Source organism: Arthrobacter sp. 1088, from assembly GCF_031455315.1.
In the GTDB taxonomy this organism is placed as follows: Bacteria; Actinomycetota; Actinomycetes; order Actinomycetales; family Micrococcaceae; genus Arthrobacter.
This window is the reverse complement of the sequence record NZ_JAVDSM010000001.1, coordinates 291,187-312,052: the sequence shown is the minus strand read 5'-3', so window position 1 is coordinate 312,052 and position 20,866 is coordinate 291,187. Positions and strand designations below refer to the sequence as shown.

Annotated in this window: 15 protein-coding genes; 8 read left to right on the top strand and 7 right to left on the bottom strand. The window is 58.6% G+C overall.

Going from position 1 to position 20,866, the window contains the following annotated elements:
* Positions 1–19: 19 nt before the first annotated feature.
* The 3 genes from J2Y41_RS01390 to J2Y41_RS01380 all read right to left on the bottom strand — a co-directional run bounded on the left by J2Y41_RS01390 (position 20) and on the right by J2Y41_RS01380 (position 4,709).
* Positions 20–1,186 (bottom strand): hypothetical protein, encoded by a 1,167-nt coding sequence (locus J2Y41_RS01390; protein WP_309925520.1) that lies wholly within the window; start codon positions 1,184–1,186, stop codon positions 20–22.
* Between the two features lie 116 nt (positions 1,187–1,302).
* Positions 1,303–2,190 (bottom strand): MBL fold metallo-hydrolase, encoded by an 888-nt coding sequence (locus J2Y41_RS01385; protein WP_223946688.1) that lies wholly within the window; start codon positions 2,188–2,190, stop codon positions 1,303–1,305.
* A gap of 107 nt (positions 2,191–2,297) precedes the next feature.
* Positions 2,298–4,709 (bottom strand): S8 family serine peptidase, encoded by a 2,412-nt coding sequence (locus tag J2Y41_RS01380; RefSeq protein ID WP_309925515.1) that lies wholly within the window; start codon positions 4,707–4,709, stop codon positions 2,298–2,300.
* Positions 4,710–5,020: 311 nt separating this feature from the next.
* Between J2Y41_RS01380 and J2Y41_RS01375 the strand changes: the two genes are divergently transcribed.
* Positions 5,021–5,659 (top strand): hypothetical protein, encoded by a 639-nt coding sequence (locus tag J2Y41_RS01375; protein WP_309925512.1) that lies wholly within the window; start codon positions 5,021–5,023, stop codon positions 5,657–5,659.
* A gap of 48 nt (positions 5,660–5,707) precedes the next feature.
* Here J2Y41_RS01375 and J2Y41_RS01370 read toward each other — a convergent pair whose 3' ends face one another.
* From J2Y41_RS01370 to pdhA, 3 genes are read right to left on the bottom strand one after another with little or no spacing between them, the layout of a single operon-like run.
* A complete protein-coding gene (locus J2Y41_RS01370; RefSeq protein ID WP_309925510.1) occupies positions 5,708–7,150 on the bottom strand; it encodes a dihydrolipoamide acetyltransferase family protein in 1,443 nt (480 codons plus the stop codon).
* 2 nt (positions 7,151–7,152) lie between these two features.
* Complete coding sequence (locus J2Y41_RS01365; protein ID WP_224088528.1) at positions 7,153–8,253, bottom strand: alpha-ketoacid dehydrogenase subunit beta; 1,101 nt, start codon at positions 8,251–8,253, stop codon at positions 7,153–7,155.
* Positions 8,250–9,464, bottom strand: a complete 1,215-nt coding sequence (gene pdhA / locus J2Y41_RS01360; RefSeq protein ID WP_309925505.1) for a pyruvate dehydrogenase (acetyl-transferring) E1 component subunit alpha — start codon at positions 9,462–9,464, stop codon at positions 8,250–8,252. The genes J2Y41_RS01365 and pdhA overlap by 4 nt, the downstream gene beginning before the upstream one ends.
* A gap of 171 nt (positions 9,465–9,635) precedes the next feature.
* On the opposite strand from pdhA, the gene J2Y41_RS01355 reads away from it, so the two are divergent.
* From J2Y41_RS01355 to J2Y41_RS01325, 7 genes are all read left to right on the top strand, one after another.
* Complete coding sequence (locus tag J2Y41_RS01355) at positions 9,636–10,100, top strand: Lrp/AsnC family transcriptional regulator (protein ID WP_224165120.1); 465 nt, start codon at positions 9,636–9,638, stop codon at positions 10,098–10,100.
* A gap of 59 nt (positions 10,101–10,159) precedes the next feature.
* Positions 10,160–10,729, top strand: a complete 570-nt coding sequence (locus tag J2Y41_RS01350; RefSeq protein ID WP_309925501.1) for a YdcF family protein — start codon at positions 10,160–10,162, stop codon at positions 10,727–10,729.
* A gap of 236 nt (positions 10,730–10,965) precedes the next feature.
* Positions 10,966–12,612 (top strand): hypothetical protein, encoded by a 1,647-nt coding sequence (locus J2Y41_RS01345; protein ID WP_309925498.1) that lies wholly within the window; start codon positions 10,966–10,968, stop codon positions 12,610–12,612.
* A 250-nt stretch (positions 12,613–12,862) separates the two neighbouring features.
* On the top strand, positions 12,863–13,147 hold the full coding sequence (locus tag J2Y41_RS01340) for a hypothetical protein (protein ID WP_309925496.1): 285 nt from the start codon (positions 12,863–12,865) through the stop codon (positions 13,145–13,147).
* 88 nt (positions 13,148–13,235) lie between these two features.
* Entirely contained in the window at positions 13,236–14,396 is a 1,161-nt protein-coding gene (gene wecB / locus J2Y41_RS01335; protein WP_309925494.1) for a non-hydrolyzing UDP-N-acetylglucosamine 2-epimerase, read from the top strand.
* A gap of 68 nt (positions 14,397–14,464) precedes the next feature.
* Complete coding sequence (locus tag J2Y41_RS01330; protein WP_309925491.1) at positions 14,465–17,386, top strand: glycosyltransferase; 2,922 nt, start codon at positions 14,465–14,467, stop codon at positions 17,384–17,386.
* Between the two features lie 42 nt (positions 17,387–17,428).
* Positions 17,429–19,363: a glycosyltransferase gene (locus J2Y41_RS01325; protein WP_309925489.1), complete on the top strand. Its 1,935-nt coding sequence runs from the start codon at positions 17,429–17,431 to the stop codon at positions 19,361–19,363.
* Between the two features lie 162 nt (positions 19,364–19,525).
* Here the strand turns inward: J2Y41_RS01325 and J2Y41_RS01320 are convergent, their stop codons facing one another.
* Complete coding sequence (locus tag J2Y41_RS01320) at positions 19,526–20,848, bottom strand: hypothetical protein (protein WP_309925486.1); 1,323 nt, start codon at positions 20,846–20,848, stop codon at positions 19,526–19,528.
* Between the last annotated feature and the right edge of the window lie 18 nt (positions 20,849–20,866).

The following is a 20,866-nucleotide window of genomic DNA, read 5'->3' as shown; positions in this document are numbered from 1 at the left end:
GCGCGGCTGGGTTGGGGAACTAGTCAGGAGATGAGCCGGGATCGAAAGAAACCGGCTTTGGATGGTGTTCATTGCTGGCCGTTGCTTGACCAGAAAGTGTGTCTGCAGGAACGATCAGCGCACCATGCAGGAAGGCTGCGGCAGGGCTTGGCGGCCCGTTTTGTGAGGTACCCGAGCCCGCGCCGATGACACCAAGGGGTGCCACATCCGGGTCTGCGGGCAGTTCGGCTGGAGCCTCGGGTTCGACCATGACAGAGGCGCCGGCTATGGCACTGGATGAAGCAGGAGCAAAACCTCGCGCCAGAACAAAAGCCACTGAAACGTCGGCACTGAGCGTGGGCGGGGTCCCGAGGGGCAGGCCAGTGGATTCCGTGGCCAAACCTTCGTCCGACGGAGTCGCTGATGAGGTCCCTACGGCGGGAGGCGGCACAGCTCCAGCGCCCGGCGTCGCGGGAAGCATAGCCCCGTCGCCGCCCAAGAGCGGGGGAAGCAGGCTTCCGGGTCCGGAAATTGGAGGCAAGACGTTGCCGACAGCGGGGAGGATCGTGTCGATGACCTCAACGATGGGGGCTGCAACCGGGTTGGTCACGTCCGTCACGGGGTCCAGGCCAACTGGTTCCAGGACATTGTTTACCGGTGGAACAACCGCCGCGACGGCGTCGTCAATGGTTCCGGTGGCTGGTTTGACTGCCGTGTCTACAACGTTGCCGACCGCGCCCTTGGGTACTACCCGGTTGACCACTGGAACTGTGGCGATGACCTTGTCCGTGGAGTCCGCCACCCGGTTAACCACGGGAGTTACAGCAGGAACGTGCACGGTTATCGGGTGCGCCGGGACAACGGCTTTGGCGGGGGCCGGCGCGGGTACGTTCGGCACGGGGATGGTGACGGCTGGTGCGGACGGCTTGGGCCCAACGGAAGTAGCAGCGGACGCGGCCGCCTTCTTGACCGCACCCGCTGCAGCATCGAGAGTCTTGTTGGTTTGCTTGCTGACGATGTCGGCTGACGAAACAGTTGAGGACACCGAAGACGTCACTCCGCCTACCAGCGAATGGTTATCGGTGATGCCGGAATCGGCGTTGGCGGCCGTCGCGGACAATGCCATCCAAACTGCGGTGCCGGCGCCAGCGATCATGACGGAGCGGAGAATCTGAGTAGCGCGCGGAATAGCGCGAATGGCCTTCATCTCGACACCCCCCAGGTAGCCGCAAACCGATGGTCGACTTCATCCTAGGACTGGTCTTACCCAATAGTCCATGGGGAGACGGTAATCAAGATGACAAATTTATAAGGAACCTTCATTTATGAAGAAGGATAGAAGCCAGTCTTCCCGGGGCCAACGTCGGGCGTTGCCAGGGATCCGCCAGCAGCCCTTCCGTGCTGGGCATTGGTCTCTTGGAGCCGCTTGATGAACCAGCGCGACTGCTCCGGTCCATAAGGGAGCACCGGGATGGCCTTGGTGGCGTCGTTGGGCATATCGCGGATGGACTGGGTTGCCTGCCGCACTGCAGTGCTCATGGTGTCGGCCATGGTCTTGACGAATTCGTCGCTCGCGGGCTTGCCATGGCCCGGGACCAGGAATTCGTAGCGGTGACGCAAAGCTGAGATGTGCCGGAGGACGTCCGCCCATTCCTCGGGATACGAGTCCTCAAAGGAAGGATGTGCGCCCTGCTCAACGAGGTCGCCGACAAACAGTGTCGAGTTGGTCCCCACCAGGAGGTCACCGTCCGTGTGGGCGCGGCCCAGGTAGAACAGTGTTGCGGTAATTCCGCCAAGGTCCACCAGAACAGGCTGGTCGCCAACGATCGCGTTCGGAACAACGATGTCGACGGCGTCACCCTCCCCCGCGGCCATCTCGGGTTCGTTTGTGGCGACGAAGCGACGCTGGTTGTCGGCGTCCCTCTCGATGGTTGCCGCACAGTTGGCGTGCGCCCAGAACTCTGTCACGCCGTCGTCGGCAAAAACAGCGTTACCGAAGAAGTGGTCGTAGTGGGCGTGGGTGTTGACTACCACCAGCGGAAGCTGGGTCTTTTCGCGGACAGCAGCGAGGATCTCCCGGCCTTGGCGTGGGCCACATCCGGTGTCGATGACCATGGCGAGCTCACTGCCCACCACGAGCCCGGTGTTGAGTAAGGATCCCTCGGTTTCCAAGACGTAGTTGTCCGTGCCAAGTTCGTGCCAAGCTGACAATGAGTTCTCCGTATCCAGTGCAATCCGGCGATGTTCAGGCCTCGATTCTACCCATGCGCAGCTGGGAGAAGCCGGAATGACCCGGTGGCAGGTGAACTCGGACTGGACTAGACGATTGCTGTCATCACATTCCAGCCGGAACCAATCTGGCGGGCAGCAAGCCAACCACCGGAACCGTCACCGGGGTACAGCCACAAAACACCGGATCCGTCGCGGGCAACGACGTCAATCTTGCCGTCGCCATTGAAATCGCCCGGGCCTTCAATAGCGGTCATGACGTTCCAACCGGAACCAACCTGGCGGGCAGCAAGCCAACCACCGGAGCCGTCACCGGGGTAGAGCCACAAAACACCCGACCCGTTGCGGGCAAGAACATCAACTTTGCCGTCCCCATTGAAATCACCAGGGCCCTCAATGGCGGTCATGACATTCCAGCCGGAACCAATCTGGCGGGCGGCAAGCCAACCACCGGAACCATTGCCCGGATAAAGCCACAAAACACCATTGGCATCCCGGGCGATCACGTCGGCCTTGCCGTCCCCATTGAAGTCACCAGGCGCCTCGATCGCGGCCATCCCATTCCAGCCGGAACCAATCTGACGGGCAGCAAGCCAACCACCGGAACCATTGCCCGGGTACAGCCACAAAACACCGTTCGCATCCCGCGCAATTACGTCCATCTTGCCGTCCCCGTTGAAGTCACCGGGTGACTCAATGGACGTCATGCCATTCCAGCCCGCACCAACCTTGCGGGCGGCAAGCCAGCCACCGGAACCGTTGCCCGGGTACAGCCACAAAACACCGCCGCTGTCCCTGGCAAGGACATCGCTCTTGCCGTCGCCGTCGAAATCAGTGATTTTCTGAGAGGACGTCTTGAAGGTGAACTTCCACTCAGCCACTGATAATGGGACCAACGAATAATCTGCAAGAGCCCTGGCGGTAACGGTCACTGCCCCGCTGCCCGCGTAGGTGCCAGCGGCGAGAACCTTTCCGCCTACCACGTATTCAACGCCGGCCGTGGCCGGAATCGTATACGTATCGTTCGAGGTGCCGTCCCGGTCTGTGAATACGACTGGCGCAGGCGTTACCGGAAGATGCCCACCAAACGTTGTGAGGGCGGCTGTGGCATCAACCAAACCGGCCCCGCATCCGGCCGGGCAACCAGCAGGAAGTGGTCGGGACGAGTCCTTCAGCTGCTGTTCCAAAAGCGCTGGAGTGAGCGCACTGCCCTCTGCCGAGTAGAGGAGAGCCGCAAGGCCTGCAACGTGCGGGGCGGCCATGGAGGTTCCCTGCATGAAGGCATAGCCCGGCGTGCCTTGCGTAGTTGTCCCTGAGTTGTACGTGGACAGGATGCCATTCAGCCCCGAGGAACTCATGTTGCCCCCGGGAGCAGTCACATCCACGACGCTCCCGTAGTTGGAGTACGGCGCCTTTGCTCCTGCCCTGTCGCTGGCGGCAACGGTGATGACATTCTGGCAGTTTGCAGGGCTGGAATCGGCCGCCTGAACATTGGAGTTTCCAGCAGCAACAATGACCGCCGCGCCAGCGTTATGCGCGAAATTGATGGCGTTTTGGTAGGTGGCAGAGCAGGGCCTGATGCCGCCAAGGCTGAGGTTGATAACGCGCGCAGGGTTGGGATTGATTGGTACTCCGGTAACAACGCCGCCTGCCGCCCAAATGATGCCATCTGCAATATCCGATGAATACCCACCGCAGGCACCCAACGCCCGCACCGGAAGGATTTTTGCCTTCGGGGCCACGCCCGTTACACCGATGGTGTTGTTTCCGATAGCTGCAATCGTGCCCGCCACATGGGTTCCGTGCCACGAAGAATTAATCTGCGTGCTGCCCACCTCGCATTGATTTGCCGTAGACCAATCGCCAGGGTCTGTAGGGTCCGCATCCCTGCCGTTCCCGTCCCGGGCATCGGCGGCATCGGACATCATGTCGTAGCCGGGCAACACATTGGCGTTGAGATCCGGATGGCTCGTGATGCCGGAGTCGACCACTGCGACGACTACGCCTTCACCATGGTTGTATTGCCACGCCCCGGAAGGCCGAATGCCGGCCAAATCCTCCGAGAGATCCCACTGCGTCGAATAGTAGGCATCGTTCGGATCAGCCGCGACCTGCATGATGTCGTCAGCTTCGGCGTAGGCAACGTTGGGATCCGCACGAAGGCTCTTCAGGAATTGGTCAGCAGCTGTCCCCGAAATTGCCTTGGCAAGTTTGATGACCTGCCCGCCCGCTGCGTTCTGGTGAGCGCTTTCGGCAGCCACTCCGAGCTTGGTGGCCGCGCGGTCTGCAGCCTGCTCCGCAGTAGCCGCAGCTGCGGCTGCTTTGACGTTGTCCCGCAGCCCGACAATGAACTGATCCGTGGCCACTTCAGGTGCCGGACGCAGTGATTGCGCTGGGCTCGGGAGGATGTCATTGTCATCCGCTACTGCTGGCTGAACGGCCAGTCCCGCCGTGATGATGAGCGTGGCCAGCGCGAAGCCTACGGTCCTCAGAGAGCGCATGCGGGGATTTTTTACCATGTTTTGGGCATCCTACGACGGCGACAGCGCACAATGTACGGCTGCTCGCGGGCAACTGGAGACCACCAGCTGACCCCCACAGAAAATTGTACGCAGGGTCGGCAGCACTTTTAGCCAAGTCTTTGCGAGGATTTGTCCAAGATTTGCCCCACAAAGAGCAGGACCCCGCGTCAGGCTTGGGCCTACTAACCGTGAGTCGCCAGGTGTGCACGCTCGAACGCCAATCGAGGCTTCCAAGAAACGTTCAATGCCGTACGCTGTTCAATCGCGTTGAACGGGCTAGAAGATTGAACATGGAGCCCGACGTTCTCTTCGAAAACTTTCTCCGCCAATGCCGGGATCAAGGTTGGTTCGCTAGACGCATCGGCGCCATCCGTAACAAACCACTCCCCAGCTACAGGCTCCGCTTGGTGATTGAGGACGTAGAGGCCACACTGAACGCCGTCGAAATCGCTGAGCATCCACTACCGCCAAACTTGGCTCTATCCGTCGCCCGAGCGAGCAACGCGAATTTCGTGCTTGCCCCAAAAATTGGTCCCGTGCTGAGCTCGCAGCTCCGCAGCATGCAAATCAACCACGCTGATCTTGCTGGGCGCACGCACAAGACCAAGGATGCGGAGGACATTGGGACAGCACTCACGTGGCTTGCGGATTGCCCATCCGATGAGGACCACATTTACAACAATGAGTTTGATCTACTCGTCTCTAATGACTTTGATCTGACACTAACGATGAGTGAACTCTTTGGCAGGCATCTTGCGAGCCTGCTCGAGGCACCGGAACGTGCACGACTCCTGGAAAAAGTTGATGAACTTGAGCCGGAGAAATTCATTGGCGACCTTCGCCGAGGCCTGTACCGCGGAAGTCCGCCTTACAAACGCAACGAAGCCGCCCAGCAATTCGCAGCACTGACAAAGGGGCTTGGCTCTTAGCGACAGTCCCAGAGGGGGTCGGCGCCAATCGGCACCGACCCCGTCCGTCTACATATCCGCGAGCGCTCCACCAGGGTTCTCGATGGCGTCAGCTACATATCGGAGGAAGCCGGCTGCGGTCTCGCCGTCGCACACCCGGTGATCGAAGGCGAGGGTCAACTCGGTAACCTTGCGGACGGCAAGTTCACCGTTTACCACCCACGGCCTATCGATGATGCGACCTACGCCGAGCATCGCAACCTCTGGGTAGTTGATAATCGCGGCCGAACCGTCCACTCCGAACACGCCGTAGTTGTTCAGCGTGAAGGTGCCCGAACCGAGCTCAGTTGGTGTGGCCTTGCCTTCCCTCGCCACCGAGGTCAGGCGCCGGATCTCGGCATCCAACTCGCGGGCGCTCAACTGGTGTGCGTTCCGGACAGACGGCACCACAAGACCGCGATCCGTCTGGGCTGCGAAACCGAGGTTGATTCCGTCGAAACCGACAATCTCTTGGGAGCCGTCCTCGCGGATTTCAAAACGCGTGTTCAGCGCCGGGTACCTTTTTAACCCAGCTGTGACAAATCGGGCGATGAAAGCCAGCAGGCCTGGTGTGTCATGCGGAGCGCGCTTTTTCAGTTCAGCCCGCATCTCAAGCAAAGCAGTTGCATCCACGTCCACCCAGACCGTCGCCTCCGGGATCTCCGTGCGGCTCTTGGCCATGTTTGCGGCAACTGCCTTGCGGACTCCACGGACCGGGGTCCTGGCCGACACAGCCAGGCCGGTACGGGAGTCCAGATCACCTTCAGCAACCGGCACTGATACAGGACCAGCAGGAGCCTCAGGAGCTTCCGGTGTAGAGATCGCGGCTTCCACATCCCGGCGCATGATCAGCCCACTGGCACCCGAGCCCTGGATAGTTTCAAGGGAAACACCGTGGTCCCGGGCCATTTTCCTGACAAGCGGCGAAATGACGGCACTGAGCTTGCCCGGGATGCGTGTTCCGGCGACAGCCGGCTCGGAAGCAACCGGCGCTTCGGCCCGGGCCTCCGTTTCGCGATCGACGACGGCGAGGCTCGTCTTCCGCGGGCGCGTCCGGCCTCCAGCCACGCCACCAGGAGTGCCGTATCCGATGAGTACGTTGCCGGAACCGGCTTTCTCCTCAGTGCGATACGCCTCGGCGGCCGCATCAACCTCGGGCGAGGCCACGATCCCGGTCGACACCGCATCTTCGGCAGAGGATGGAGTCTCCGGCGCAGGAGCAGCGCCGGAACGAGCGATCGAGATCAACGGCTTGCCGACGTCGAGCGTTTGGCCGGCCTCCCCGTGAAGCTCCGCCACGGTGCCCGCATAAGGCGAGGGCACTTCCACCATGGACTTGGCGGTTTCGACTTCGGCGATCGGCTGATCCACCTTGATTTCGTCCCCGACTGCGACGAGCCAGTTCACGAGTTCGGCTTCGGTAAGGCCCTCCCCCAGGTCCGGCAGGCGGAATACCTGCATATCTGAGCTCATGGTCAGTCCTCCCATTGAAGGTCGTCGACGGCGTCGAGGATGCGGTCGACGCTTGGCAGGTAGTAGTGCTCCAACTTGGGAGACGGGAACGGAACATCGAAGCCCGTCACACGGCGGATCGGTGCAGCGAGGTAGTGGAACGCACGTTCCTGGACGCGGGCCACGATTTCGGAGGACACGGAGGCGAAGCCGTGCGCCTCGGCGATTACGACGGCGCGTCCCGTCTTACGCACGGACGCGCAGACGGTTTCGTCGTCGAAGGGTACGAGAGTCCGGACGTCAATGACCTCGAGCGAACGGCCCTCTTCGGCGGCAGCGGCCGCTGCTGCGAGCGCCGTGGGAACGGAGGGACCGTAAGCAATCAAGGTCGCGTCAGTGCCGGGACGAGCGACAGCCGCGCGGCCCTCGGTGGAGGTGCCGGCGTCGTGCTCTGCGCGCAAGGCGTCCAGGTCCACCTGGTCCTTGGACCAGTAGAGCTTCTTCGGCTCCATGAACATCACGGGATCATCCGAGTCGATGGCTTCGCGGAGCATGCGGTAACCGTCCGCAACGGTGGCTGGTGTGTACACCTTCAGGCCGGCGGTGTGGGCGTAGTAGGACTCGGAGGAGTCGCAGTGGTGTTCCACTCCCCCGATGCCGCCGGCGTATGGAACACGGATGACCAGGGGCATCTTGAGCTTGCCCTTGGTGCGATTGTGCATCTTGGCGACGTGGCTGACGATCTGTTCGAACGCCGGGTAGGCGAACGCATCAAACTGCATCTCGATGACGGGCCGCATGCCGTTGATGGCCATTCCCACAGCCATGCCGACGATGCCGGATTCTGCCAGCGGGGTGTCGAAGCAGCGCTGCTCGCCGAACTCGGCCATGAGGCCGTCGGTGATGCGGAAGACACCGCCCAGCATGCCGACATCCTCGCCGAAGACCAGCACGGAGGAGTCGGCACGCATGGCATCGGCCATCGCTGTGTTGAGCGCCTTGGCCATGGTGATGGACTGAGGGCCGCTCGCTTCAGCGGTAGCTGCAGCGGATGCGGCGGCGCTTGCGGTGGCGGCGCTGACGTTGGCGGTGGTTGTGCCGGTGGCATTGGTGGTGACGGTCATTTTGCGCTCTCCGTTCCGTGTTCGGCGCTTTCAGCGCGGGCGAGTTCGTCAGCCAGCAATTCAGACTGTTCTTTCAGCTGTGGGGTGGGCTTGGAGAACACGTACTTAAAGAGGTCCAGCGGCTGCACGGGGACGTCTTCACCGAGGCCTTCGCGCAACTGGGTTGCCACGGCTTCTGCATGTTCGGCAATGCGCTCATTGGCGGCGTCGTCCAGAAGTCCCTTGTGGGTGAGATAGGACTTCATTCGGCTCAGCGGATCCTTCGCTTGCCATTCAGCCACCTCGCTGTCGGGGCGGTAGCGCGTGGCATCGTCGGCGTTGGTGTGCGCCTGCATGCGGTAGGTGTGCGCCTCGATCAGGAGAGGTCCGGAGCCTTCGCGGGCCAGCTTCACTGCCCGGTCCATTACGGCGAGGAGCGCGACGAGGTCGTTGCCGTCCACCCGCTCACCGGCCATTCCATAGCCGACGGCCTTGTGGGCCAGCGACGGTGCCACCGACTGGTGGCTGAGCGGAACGGAAATCGCGTATTTGTTGTTCTGCACGAAGAAGATGACCGGCAGGTGGAAGACGGCCGCAAAGTTCAGGGCCTCGTGGAAGTCACCCTCACTCGTGGCACCATCGCCGCACATTGCCATCACCACGGTGTCCTCACCGCGGAGTTTGGCGGCATGCGCGACGCCGACGGCGTGCAGAAGCTGTGTGGTCAGCGGTGTGCACTGGATCCCGACGTGGTGCTTCTTGGGGTCGTAACCACCGTGCCAGTCTCCGCGGAAGATCGTCATCGCTTCGACCGGATCCACACCACGGGTCATCACTGCGACGGCGTCGCGATACGTCGGGAAGAGCCAGTCGCCTTCACTGAGGCACATGGCAGCCGCCACCTGGCAGGCTTCCTGTCCATGGCTCGACGGATAGACAGCCATGCGGCCCTGCCGGACGAGCGCAGAGTTCTGATCGTTGACGCGACGTCCGACGACGAGCTGCTCGTAGGCAGCCATGAGTTCAGCATCGCTTGGCGTGGGGTACTCGTGGCCGGGTTCGGTGCCCTGCTCTTCGTGGGAGCGGAGGGTTCCATCCGGATTCACCATTTGGATCTGGTGCCGGGCGGGCAGCATGTAGTCCTCTACGCTGATGCCGAATTTTCTCTGGACGTCGGCAGCTGTGTCCTCTACTGCCGTTTCCGGCGCAGTGTGGTCTGCGTGGATCGTCATTGGTCCGTCCTTCTCTAGCCACTATGTGCTTCCAGTATGTTCCGGACGGAGGTTTCGTATCCAGCTTTCCTTCAAATCATGGAAGAGCATGCAGGAAGTGGCTATTCTGAAAGACGAATTGCAAATGTGAGCTGGGTAACGAGCCAGTCCTGTAGACGAATTGGAGACCACGTGAGCGAGACCGAGGCGGAGCAGACTGCCGTGCCCCTGGATGATGTTGACCGGGACATCATCCGTGAGCTCACAACTGACGGCCGGATGTCCATTACGCAAGTGGCCGAGAACGTGCACATCAGCCGGGCACATGCCTACTCCCGCATTGCACGGCTTACCGGCGAGGGGGTCTTGACCAAGTTCACGGCATTGGTGGACCCGATCAAAGCCGGCCTCCGGTCTTCCGCCTACGTCACCCTCAAGGTCCAGCAGCATTCCTGGCGGGAACTGAAGGAGCTCTTGCGGGCGATCCCCGAGGTTCACCACATTGCGCTGGTGGGCGGCGACTTTGACGTCATCCTGCTGGTCCGCGCCACAGACAACATCCACCTCCGCCGTGTGATCTTCGACCAATTGCAGTCCATGGAGGGAGTGCTGGATACCCAGACTTTCCTGGTGTTCGAGGACGTTGATACGCGGTAAGTGCCCGGGTGGCAGGTGCCACGTACGGAACGCACATTCGGGGACCATAGACTGTCCAGGTGCCCCTCAAAACCGCCTTCGTTACGCGCGCCGCGCTGTGGGCTTCAGTGTCGGTCGTGACGATCGCGCTGCTGTGGCTGATTACCGCTTTTCAGTTCTTTTACAGCCCTCCGAAAGCAGTGCCTCATCGGACCGACGCCGTCGTCGTTTTGGGCGGGTTAAGTAAGGAACGACTTCCCGTGGCCCAGGAACTCCAGGAAAGCCTGGACATCCCCATTTTGGTGGTCTCCACGACCGGCCTGTCCGGCAACGTGGAGGGTGACGCTTTGTGCCATGAAGACGACACACCTGACCTGATTTGTTTCCGGCCCTCACCGCTGAATACGCGAGGCGAAGCCAAGGGCCTTGCGGAGCTGATCGCCCAGAACGGATGGAAGTCCGTCACCGTGGTTACGTCCGACTATCACCTCATGCGAGCGGGTACTTTAATGCGGCAATGCACGTCTGCTGAGATCCAAATGGTCGGCTCACAACCCGACCTTTCAGCCGGAGCATGGCTGGACCGATTCGTCGTCGAAACAGGTGGGCTCATCGACGTGTGGATGCAGCCGGAGTGCAGTTCCCGCTAGCGAAACTTTGGCCCGGTTGGAAAAGCGCCCTGCCAGCGAAAAGGATCAGCCTCGGCGTGACTGCCTTCGTTTAGGGATCAACTGGACACTCAACTGAATTGTCACAAAATTTCTATTGCATTCACGTCTCATTCAGTGCTTGAAGGATTCAGTCAAGTCATTGAGTTTGCTGTGCCAGCAAGTCATCCTTTTGCCATAGGTCCAAGGTCTCAGCCCTACGAGTCCAAGGATCCTCCGTGGCAAAGTTTAAAGCAGAGACATACACCTTCAGCGCGAGCAATGCCCGACATCTCACTGCCAGCATAGTGGCCGCCTTCGTCTTGGTGGTGGGTTTCCTTCACGGAGCCACAGCCCAAGCGGCACCCTCCCCGGTTTACCCCATAAGCGGCTACTTCATTTTCGGCAGCACCAGTGATGACGCCAACTTGAAGAAACTGACGGATATTAAGTCCGTCGGCGGGGATACCGTCATAACATTTGGGTCTCAGATCAAGCCGGCAACATCTGCTGCCGCGCCCGCAGGCTGCACCATTTCAGGTGTCAACTGCGTGACTGCGGCCACCTCTGGAATCAGTGTGAATCGATACTTCACTTACGCCGACGGCAACACATGGGGCGCGTCTTCTCTCGCGTGTCCCCGCGATAAGACTGTGACGAGTGGATCCACCGTGTACACGGTCATGGTTATCCCCACCCAGGGAACCGGATGCAACTCCTCTAATAATTTGTATGACGTCGTCATCATCACCAGCGGGACCGCCTCGATCTCTGTTTCTGTGGCCAAGGCAGCTACCACATTGGGCATGAGGTATTACACGGGAATGCCCGCTCCTGTGAAGAGAACAGACGTAACCTACCTGGCTGACCTCTCGTATCAATCGACGTTGACGGCATTCACTAATCGATTCCTTCAGTTTCAAGGAAAAGTTAACAACGTCAGCGGGTTGGTTGGCTATTACCACCATACGGAAATGCCAGTCGCGGCGGGGGCCATATGGGATTCAATCCTCACCGTTTACGCAATCCAAAATCAAGCAATCGCCAAACTTCAGCCCACGCGCTCTGCGCTAATTAGTCCATATCTTGATACTCGGATGTCCAATACGGGACGCGTCACGGTGGACAACGCACGCGCGGGGATTCAGAAGATGGCCGGGACGGCGAATGGGGTGCGCCTCGCAATCGCGGTTCAGGACGGGATGGGAACGGGCAAGACCGGAGCCTACTTCGGCCATGAGAGTGGCTATAATGTGGACGAATTTGCCGCGTCCGTCGTTGGCAGCGGCACCTGGGGCAGCAAGTACGCCGCGCCGAACCGTGATTACTTCCTGGCAATGGCCGAAGGTATCGAAGGAACGGGTGCTGAGCTGTGGGCAAACATGGAGGGGATGGCCCCAGGTACAAGCGCAAATCCGTGTGACAACCAATTCCGTGGCCAAAGCAACAAGGCGCGCCACGACCGTCAGCTTCAGCAGATCGGGAACTATCCAGTCAAGATCATTTCTTACATGTGGGATCCGTTTTACACCTGCAAGGGCACTTGGGCGCCAGTCATTGATCAGATGAGGGCTGGCAGCATGACGCCAGTCATTACTGACTCGATCTTCTACGGCAATGGCGATGTACTCGTCACAGGTCAAAACTTGAGTGGTGGCACCATCCAAGTGAAATGGACCGATACATACGGACGAACCTTTGATAAGACCGTGTCTGCCACGAGTTACAACCCGAGTTACGGCAAACAACAGGGTATGAATCCACGCTTGGAATCCGTAACGGCCATGCTCGGCAGTACAAGTCTTGGCTCCGGAAAGTACGTCTACATCAACGTGACTAACGGGTCCGGTGTCAGAAACGACGCGCCATATTCTGACCGAGGCTAGTTCCCTTCGGAAGTGGGCGGCTTGCACAGTCTGTGCGAGCCGCCCTTTCTGGTGGCCTGCCCTCCGAGTCAGATGTATCTGGGCCCTCGAACTGCCCAGTTGAAGCTGCAGCACCGATGGAAAATGTTGCGGGGAAGGCTTGTGATGCAAGAATTGGGCGTGGCCATGTTTCATCTGGACGCACCTAAGGAGCGAAGTAGTGACGGATACTGTCGGACAACCGGTGGTGCTTTCGCCCTCCCCACGGCACATGCGCAAGCGGCGTTTTCGGGGGGATGTCCCACCCTCGCAATTGCCGGGTCACGGTCCGCTGAAGAAGCCGGCACTCGACGTGCGCCCAGCAGAGAGCAAACCCAAACCGGCACTTAAAACCGCCCCTGTTCCGGCGGAATCTTCTCCGACTCCGCCGAAGGAACAGGAGCAGAGTGCCAACAAAGCAACCCTCCGCCAGAAACGTCTGATCGCGCTGGCCGTTGTGATCCTCGTCTCCATCAGTATTCCGTTGCTGGTGCTGACCTTGATGTTCGCCGCCTGATTGTCTGGCTGCGCCACACCCAATTAATCACCTCGATTGACTGTGCGATAACATCAGCTGGTCAGCCATTGTCTTCCCGGGGGAATCCATGCCCAGCGTCATGCCTATTTTCGGTACCCGACCGGAGGCCATCAAGATGGCTCCGATCGTCACAGCTCTTCAGCAGTCTGCCGACTTCGACTGCGTGGTGACTGTGACCGGTCAACACCGCGAGATGCTGGACCAAGTCAACGAGTTGTTCGGGATTGTTCCGGACCACGATCTGAATATTCTTCAGCAACGTCAGTCGTTGTCTGCGATCATGACCAGGACAATTGATGGGCTGGACAAACTGTTCACGGCCAACAAACCAGATGCCGTCATTGTCCAGGGAGACACCACGACATCGACTGCTGGCGCCATCGCTGCCTTCTATCACGGAATCCCCGTGGTCCATGTCGAGGCGGGCCTGCGAAGCGGCGATCTCTTTTCTCCGTTCCCTGAAGAAGCGAACCGAAAGATTACTAGCCAGATTGCTAGTCTGCACTTGGCCCCAACGAGCACCAGTAAGGCCAACCTCTTGGCTGAGGGAATCGCTGAAGTCGACATTGTCATCACGGGCAACACGGTGATCGATGCCCTACTCACCACTGTCGATAAGAACGTCCCCTTCTCCGATCCGCGGCTTGAAGAGGTGGCCGCCAGCGGCCGCAGGATCCTCCTCGTCACGACGCACCGCCGCGAGAACCAAGGGGACGCAATGCGTGGCGTGGGACGGGCCCTGGCCCGAATTGCCGACGCCGAACCGGATCTGCTCATTGTGCTGCCGGCCCACAAGAATCCCGTGGTGCGCGAAGCAGTTCTGCCTGCGATTGAAGACAAGGCCAACGTGCTGGTCACAGAACCTTTGGCTTACGGAGAATTTACGCGAATGCTATCGCTGGCACACATCGTGCTCACGGACTCCGGTGGAGTTCAGGAGGAGGCACCGAGCCTGGGCAAACCGGTTCTGGTTATGCGCGAAAACACCGAGCGCCCGGAAGCAGTGCACGCTGGCACGGTCACGCTGATCGGCACAGACGAGGAAAAGATCGTCAAGGAAGTCGACCGCCTTTTGAATCAGCAGGACGCTTTCGATGCCATGGCCAACGCTGTCAACCCTTACGGCGATGGCAAGGCGGCCGAACGTACCGTAGCAGCTGTCGCCGAACTTCTGGGCGTAGGAATTCGAGTGGCGGAATTCAATAGCGAGATCGAACCAGCACGCTAAAGCCCTGGTAGTCCCGACCGCCGGATACCAGGCGCCACCAATGAAGGTCACTCCCCCAAACTCAGAAATTGGAGCCAGCGTTGCTACGCAAACTCTTTGATCGCCAGGAACAACAACAGCAGAGCATCTGGACCGCTGAGGAGACGGCACAGCCTCGGGGCCTCGCTTTGCTCGACGCGAGCAGTGACCCTTCCGCCCATGTGATGCTGCGCAAGCGGCCCTATGAAATTCGTTTGCAAGTGGTTCCTGGCGCGGAAGTAACGGCCCGCTTTCAAACAGTCAGCAATCCGGATCAGCACGGCACCAAAGCTGGGATCATTTGGGTCAAGTTCCTGGACATTAGCGGCAATGAGGTCGCAAGCAGGGGACGAATCAGCCGGGGTCGTCAAGGAAACTACATTTACATCGTGCCCGATGCACTCGGCCTTGCCGAGGCAACGTTGTACATACCTGCGGACTGCACTGAAGTAATCTTGGGATTCGCGCTGTGGAAGGGATATCCAGGAAGTTTGTCCTTGGGGAATGGCGTCAGCGTAGATCACAGCGTCCTGCCACCCTTCGCGGAGGGACGGCGAACCAGCAGCGACGATTTGCGGCAGCACCGGATTTCCATATCACGCGACCACATCCCGGCATCAGAAGTCGAACTGCTGAAGGAGCCGCTTTGGCTCAACGTCTCCACACTTGATTCCAAGCACTTTATGGTCAAAGGGCAATTGGTCACCTCGGGACCAATTGCCAGTCGGGATGCCATAATTCTGTTTAGGTTTGAAGACAAAAATGGGTCCGAAGCGGGTAGTCTAACTGACATCCCCAGAGGGCTTGCCGGCGAATACCTCTACATCGAGCCGGACTCGACAGGCTACTTCTCGTTTGACGTACATGCCCCGGCAGATTGTGCCAGCGTGCGGATTGGCTTCGCTGCCTGGCGTGCGGCTCCCGCCAAACTCAAAATTCTGAACGCCATCGACATTACTGAACTGGCGGCTGACTCGGCTGAGAGCCTTCGCCCAGGCTATGGCGCCCCTCAAGTCGACCCCAATGCGTTGCGTTTCGATAGATTGCACGAACTCGGAACCAACGTGGCAGTCACAGCCCGCCCTCGATGGACGCGCATTCCCCTCGCGCACATTCAGGGCACTCGCCTTCACGTCAAATTCGCTGTAGTTCCCCGAGTTGAGGGTCTATCCAAGAAGAGTGCGCTCACCCTTATTGAATTCGCTGATGAAGACGGCACCAGGATCGTGCCCGCCGAGCTCTCAACGTCGAAGGAGCACGGATCTTACAAATACATCGACGGGCGGCGCCCAAACGACGTATCAATCTCTCTGAGCGTCCCTCAGGGAGCCGCCGAAATTCGCGTAGGCACCATGCTCTGGGAAGCCTCTGCCAACCAGTTGCTGACCAGTAATCAAATTTGGGTTGAGGCACCGAAGGGGCCACAGGCAGCCAAAGCCACCGGGCAAGCCGTCGCTGCCCTCAAACAGACCGTAACAAGCGACGATGCAAACACCCCACGGCGGGCCAGGGATTTGAAGGTCGCGCTGATCGCCGACGAGTTCACCTATAACTGTTTCAAGTACGAGTTCACCCCGATCATCATCGAACCTCAAAACTGGCGTGCCCGCTTTGAAGAGGAACGGCCGGACATATTCTTCTGTGAATCCGCTTGGTCTGGCGTGGACAGTGAGAAACGGCCGTGGAAGGGCCGCATCTACGCAAGCTCCAACTTTACCCGGGAGAACCGTACTGAGCTCCTTGAGATTCTCGAGTGGTGCAATAGCCAAAGTGTCCCAACGGTCTTCTGGAACAAGGAAGATCCCACTCATTTCGACGATAAGATCCACAACTTCATCGACACCGCTGTTCGGTTTGATCACGTATTTACAACGGACGTGACGTGTGTGCCGCGTTATGAAGAAGAATACGGACACCCGAGTGTTCATTGCCTTCCATTTGCAACCCAGCCGAAACTCTTCAACCCCCTCGAAACATCTCCGCGGGCGGCAGGAGTCTCTTTCGCTGGAAGCTGGTACGCAAATCACCTTGAACGTTCATCAGAAATGGAAGTCATTTTTGACCAGATCCTCGAAGCGGACCTGGACCTCCGGATCTTTGATAGATTTTGGGGATCGGATGATGAACTTCATCATTTCCCTGAGCGCTACAGACACCTGACGAATCCCGCTGTTCCGCATTCAAAAATTGCAGAGGCCTACAAGTCGACGACACTGGGGCTCAACATCAACACCGTGACATCGTCCCCTACGATGTTCGCGCGTCGCATATTCGAGCTCATGTCTTGCAATACTCTTGTCGTCTCCAACTACTCGCCTGGTGTCGCAGACTTCTTCGACGGACGAATCCTGTTCGCTGGCGAAGGGCATTCGGACATTCAAGATTTAGAGGCCGCCACCGCGGACCTGACCAGGCATGCTGCTCTCCACGACGTGCTGGCAAATCACACGTACGAGCGACGCTTTGAACAGATTCTGGACAGCATCGGCTTCACTTACGCCAAAGCGCACAGGATGGTGACGCTCGTTGTTCCTGTGGAGAGCGAAGCTGAATTGAACCAGGCAATCGCGCGCCAAGGTGAGTTTGTTGACGTCGCCGATCGTTTGGTCATCGTCCTCGGACGAACTTTCCAAAAGAGCGACGCAGCGTTCCTCCAGGCCAAGTATGGCCGCTTTGGTGTCGTGGTGCTGTCCTGTGCGTGGGCAGCCGATGAATCGCTGGACCCCTCCACCTACTTGAGCGGTGACATGTTTGCCCTCATATCCCCCGATTCGAATGTCAGCGCAAAAACCATCTATGAAGCGTCGCTTCATCGCGCATATGTCGAGGGACCGGTGGTCATGCAGTCCGGGGATCCATACCGGTTCACTACTGAACACGCTGTCGAGGGAATCGTTGCTGGCCCGGCATTTTTCAAGAAAGCCGTCGTCAATTACGGCAAGTCCGTGTCCGATAACTTCTACCTCGTTTAGGGGTTGAATCAGCCATTGCAAATCCTTGAGGATTCTCCGGTTATGAAGCTCAGCATCGTTGTCCCGTGTTACAACGCAGAAACTAAAATTGGACTCTGCCTTGAGTCCCTGGAACGGATCGACCTTCCCGAAGACTCCTTCGAGGTTGTTTTCGTGGACGATCGCTCGTCCGACGGAACACTGGCTCTGCTCAATGAAAGGGCACGGGCGCATTCCAACTGGAGAGTCGTGGCGCTTGCAGCCAATAGCGGCTCGCCCTCACGCCCGCGAAACGTTGGCACGTCCAAAGCGTCAGGAGAGTACGTATTCTTCCTGGATAGCGACGACGAGATCCTGCCGGATGCACTGCGACGGCAGCTTGAATTAGCCGCAGAAGAAGATTCGGACATTGTCCGTGCGTCGTTGTTCACTGTCGAACGTGGCAAGAAGCCCCAACTGTTGAACAAAGTCTTGGACTTCCAAAACGCAGCTTCCCGGACTGAGAAAATTGCGAAAATCGTCCGCGACCAGAGCACGACAAATTCGTCGCTGATCCGCCGCAGCCTGCTCATCGACAACGGCATCATCTGGCCCGAGCACCTTCACATGGGAGAAGACACGGTCTTTCTCAACAGTGTTCTGGCGGTCGCTCAGAACATCTCGTACCTTGATGAGCCAGCCATCGTCTACCACAAGACCATCGGGTTTGTTCGGTCCACGACACAGCAGTACGGCGCCCGTGAACTTGCATCACACCTGGAGGTTTGGGAAAGCGCGGAATCGACGCTGGCTCAGGTTGGCCTCAGCTATATGGAGATTAGAGGTCACGTGGCGTTGAGGATGGCCCTAGAATCGATCTACAGATTCAATCGGGGTGACATAGACGCCGGGCTCTTCTCGAAGCTGTCGCGTCTCGTTCAAAACAACTGGTGCTCCATCAAAGATCGGCCGTTCAGGTCGCGGATCCGCGAAACTCTTGAAATTATCAACAGTGGCGACTACGAGCAGTTCCAGCAGAATATCAAGCAACGTCTTCTCATCGCCGGCATGGATCTGAAGTTCATTTCTCCAGCCATTCCGTCGCTGCGTGAGCATTACGAGGTGAAGCTGGATGAGTGGACGGGTCATGACTCACACGACGAGAACCAAAGCCGGGAGCTTCTGGAATGGGCCGATGTAATTTTCTGTGAATGGCTTCTGGGCAACGCAGTTTGGTATGCAAATCACAAGCTTGCCCACCAACGCCTTGTGGTCCGACTCCACAGGTTTGAACTCAACGCCAGATTTGGTCATGAGGTCGACCAGTCCAAGGTTGACTGCTTCATTTCGGTGTCGCTCCACACAAGCGAGGACATGATCCGCACATTTGGCATGGACCGGACACGCGTGCGTATCATCCCCAACTATCTAGATGTAAACGCATACCAGACCAGTGACGATCCAGCCAAGACCCGAAGGCTGGCGATGGTCGGGATGTTGCCAAAATTGAAGGGATACCACCGCGCACTGGAGCTTCTCCACTACCTCAATGCACATGGTGACTATTCACTCACAGTATTTGGGAAGGGCCCGCAGGATCTCCCGTGGGTGTACAAGAATCCAGTGGAGCGCGACTACTACGAGACGTGCGAGCGGTACATCGTGGACAACAACCTCGCGGAGAAGGTCACTTTTTCGGGTTGGGTCGACACCAAAACAGCATTGGCTGACTTTGGCTTTGTCCTTTCGCTCAGTGACCTGGAGAGCTTCCACGTCGCACCCGGCGAGGGCTTCGCGTCGGGCAACCAAGGCGTTTTCCTCCCTTGGCACGGTGTGGATTACATCTATCCCGAAGACTACATTTTCGAGGACGTCTTCGGAATACGCGACTACATTCTTGCGAACCAGGAGCTTGACGCCTTCAACAAGAATGCCGAGCGGGGTCAGGAATTTGTCCGCCAACGGTACTCACTCGAGGCCTTTATCTCACTCGTCCAGGAAGCACTCGAAGAGGTCTAGGACCCAGTCGCTGGTCCAGCGTCTGGGCCCGCCTCCGTCCGTTTACCCTGCAGCCTCCTGTCAGCCACCTGTGGGCGGACGACAGGCACAGAGACTCGGCTTGCAACTCTCTGCGGGCGGAGGCGGCCACACAGGCCCGGCGTGCCTATGATCCGCGACAGCCTATGCTGTCGCGGATTCTGCCGACAGTGCACGACGAAGGACCAATATCTCGTTCAAGAAGCCATCCTTGACGACGACCCCAACTCGATCCCAAGACTCCTGAGCTGCTTCGAACTCGAAGCTCGGCTCTGATTGTGCCGGGTAAAGGTGCGTCGAGGCTCCCGTGCTATGGAAGAACGAGTAGGTAGTCCCTCCGTACCCCCAAGGCATTTCGCCTAGCTCCACACGTGCTGTCCAAACCCCGGCCGTTTGGGAAACATCGAGTGTCAGCTCCTCCGTGATACGTGGAGTTAGCACACTCAGATCCCGCGGCAAAGTTGAGAAGGGCCGTGCACTTACCGGCAGGGCTGCATCCACCTTTCGAAGGACCGAGTGAGCATCGTTTTCAAGTGTCATGAGGGATCCCATGGCAGCCAAGACAGCTGTGCTCGGCAAGGGAGCGTGATCGACCCCAAAGTCGCGCAGGATGGCTAGCCTTAGCGTGTCTTTTTCGTGCACGCCCCGACCCACATGCCTGAACCCTGCCGCACTGATGAACGGTGCAAAGTGATGACCGACGTGCCAGTCAGACGCATTTTGGAAGACCAGGATCCTCCTCGGCGGAGATCCAGCCTCAGCCAAACCCATCAAGTCGTAGGTGATCTGGAATTCATCCAAGAACTCCTTCGTAGGATCCTCCCATCGAGGCGCCTGAAGAGCCGAAAGTATTTGGGGTCCAAATGCAGATTCGAAGTAAGCTTTGGATGCTGACGGGCTGTACTTGAAGATGTCTGTTTGAGGGTTCCATGCGAGCACTGAGCACTTGTCCCCTAGCTGGTAGCCAAAGTAGAGCGCGGCAAAACCACCACCAGATCCACCTATAAGCAGGAGTTCCCTGCTGTAGAACTCGGCAATCTTGACTAGAAGCGTCGTTATCTTCCCTTGTACGTCCTGATTCCCGCTTCCCGCGTACCAGGCAAGACCCAATGACCTGTCGATATTAAGGGTTGGGTCAGAGATGGCCACGAAGCCACATCCAGCGGTTTGTGCTAAAGAGCGTCCAGAAAAGAAGGGTCCGACCTTTTCCGAGCGTTTGTCAACCGCTCCGGTAAAGAATACAGGGAGAGCGATACTCTTCGATTCTGCTCGGACGCCGTGAATCAGGATTTCTATGGGGAGACCAGACGGATCAGCAATGACGTGCAAACCGTCCGCCAGATCCGCAGCGGCTAGGAATTCACTAATGTCGTTCCAGTTAACTACCGTCGACTCCCACCGCTGATAGTCCGAAGGGGCCAAAACAGACATTTCAAACTTCTTTCCGGTGAAAGTGACAACGCTCATTCAGGGTGAAGAATGCTT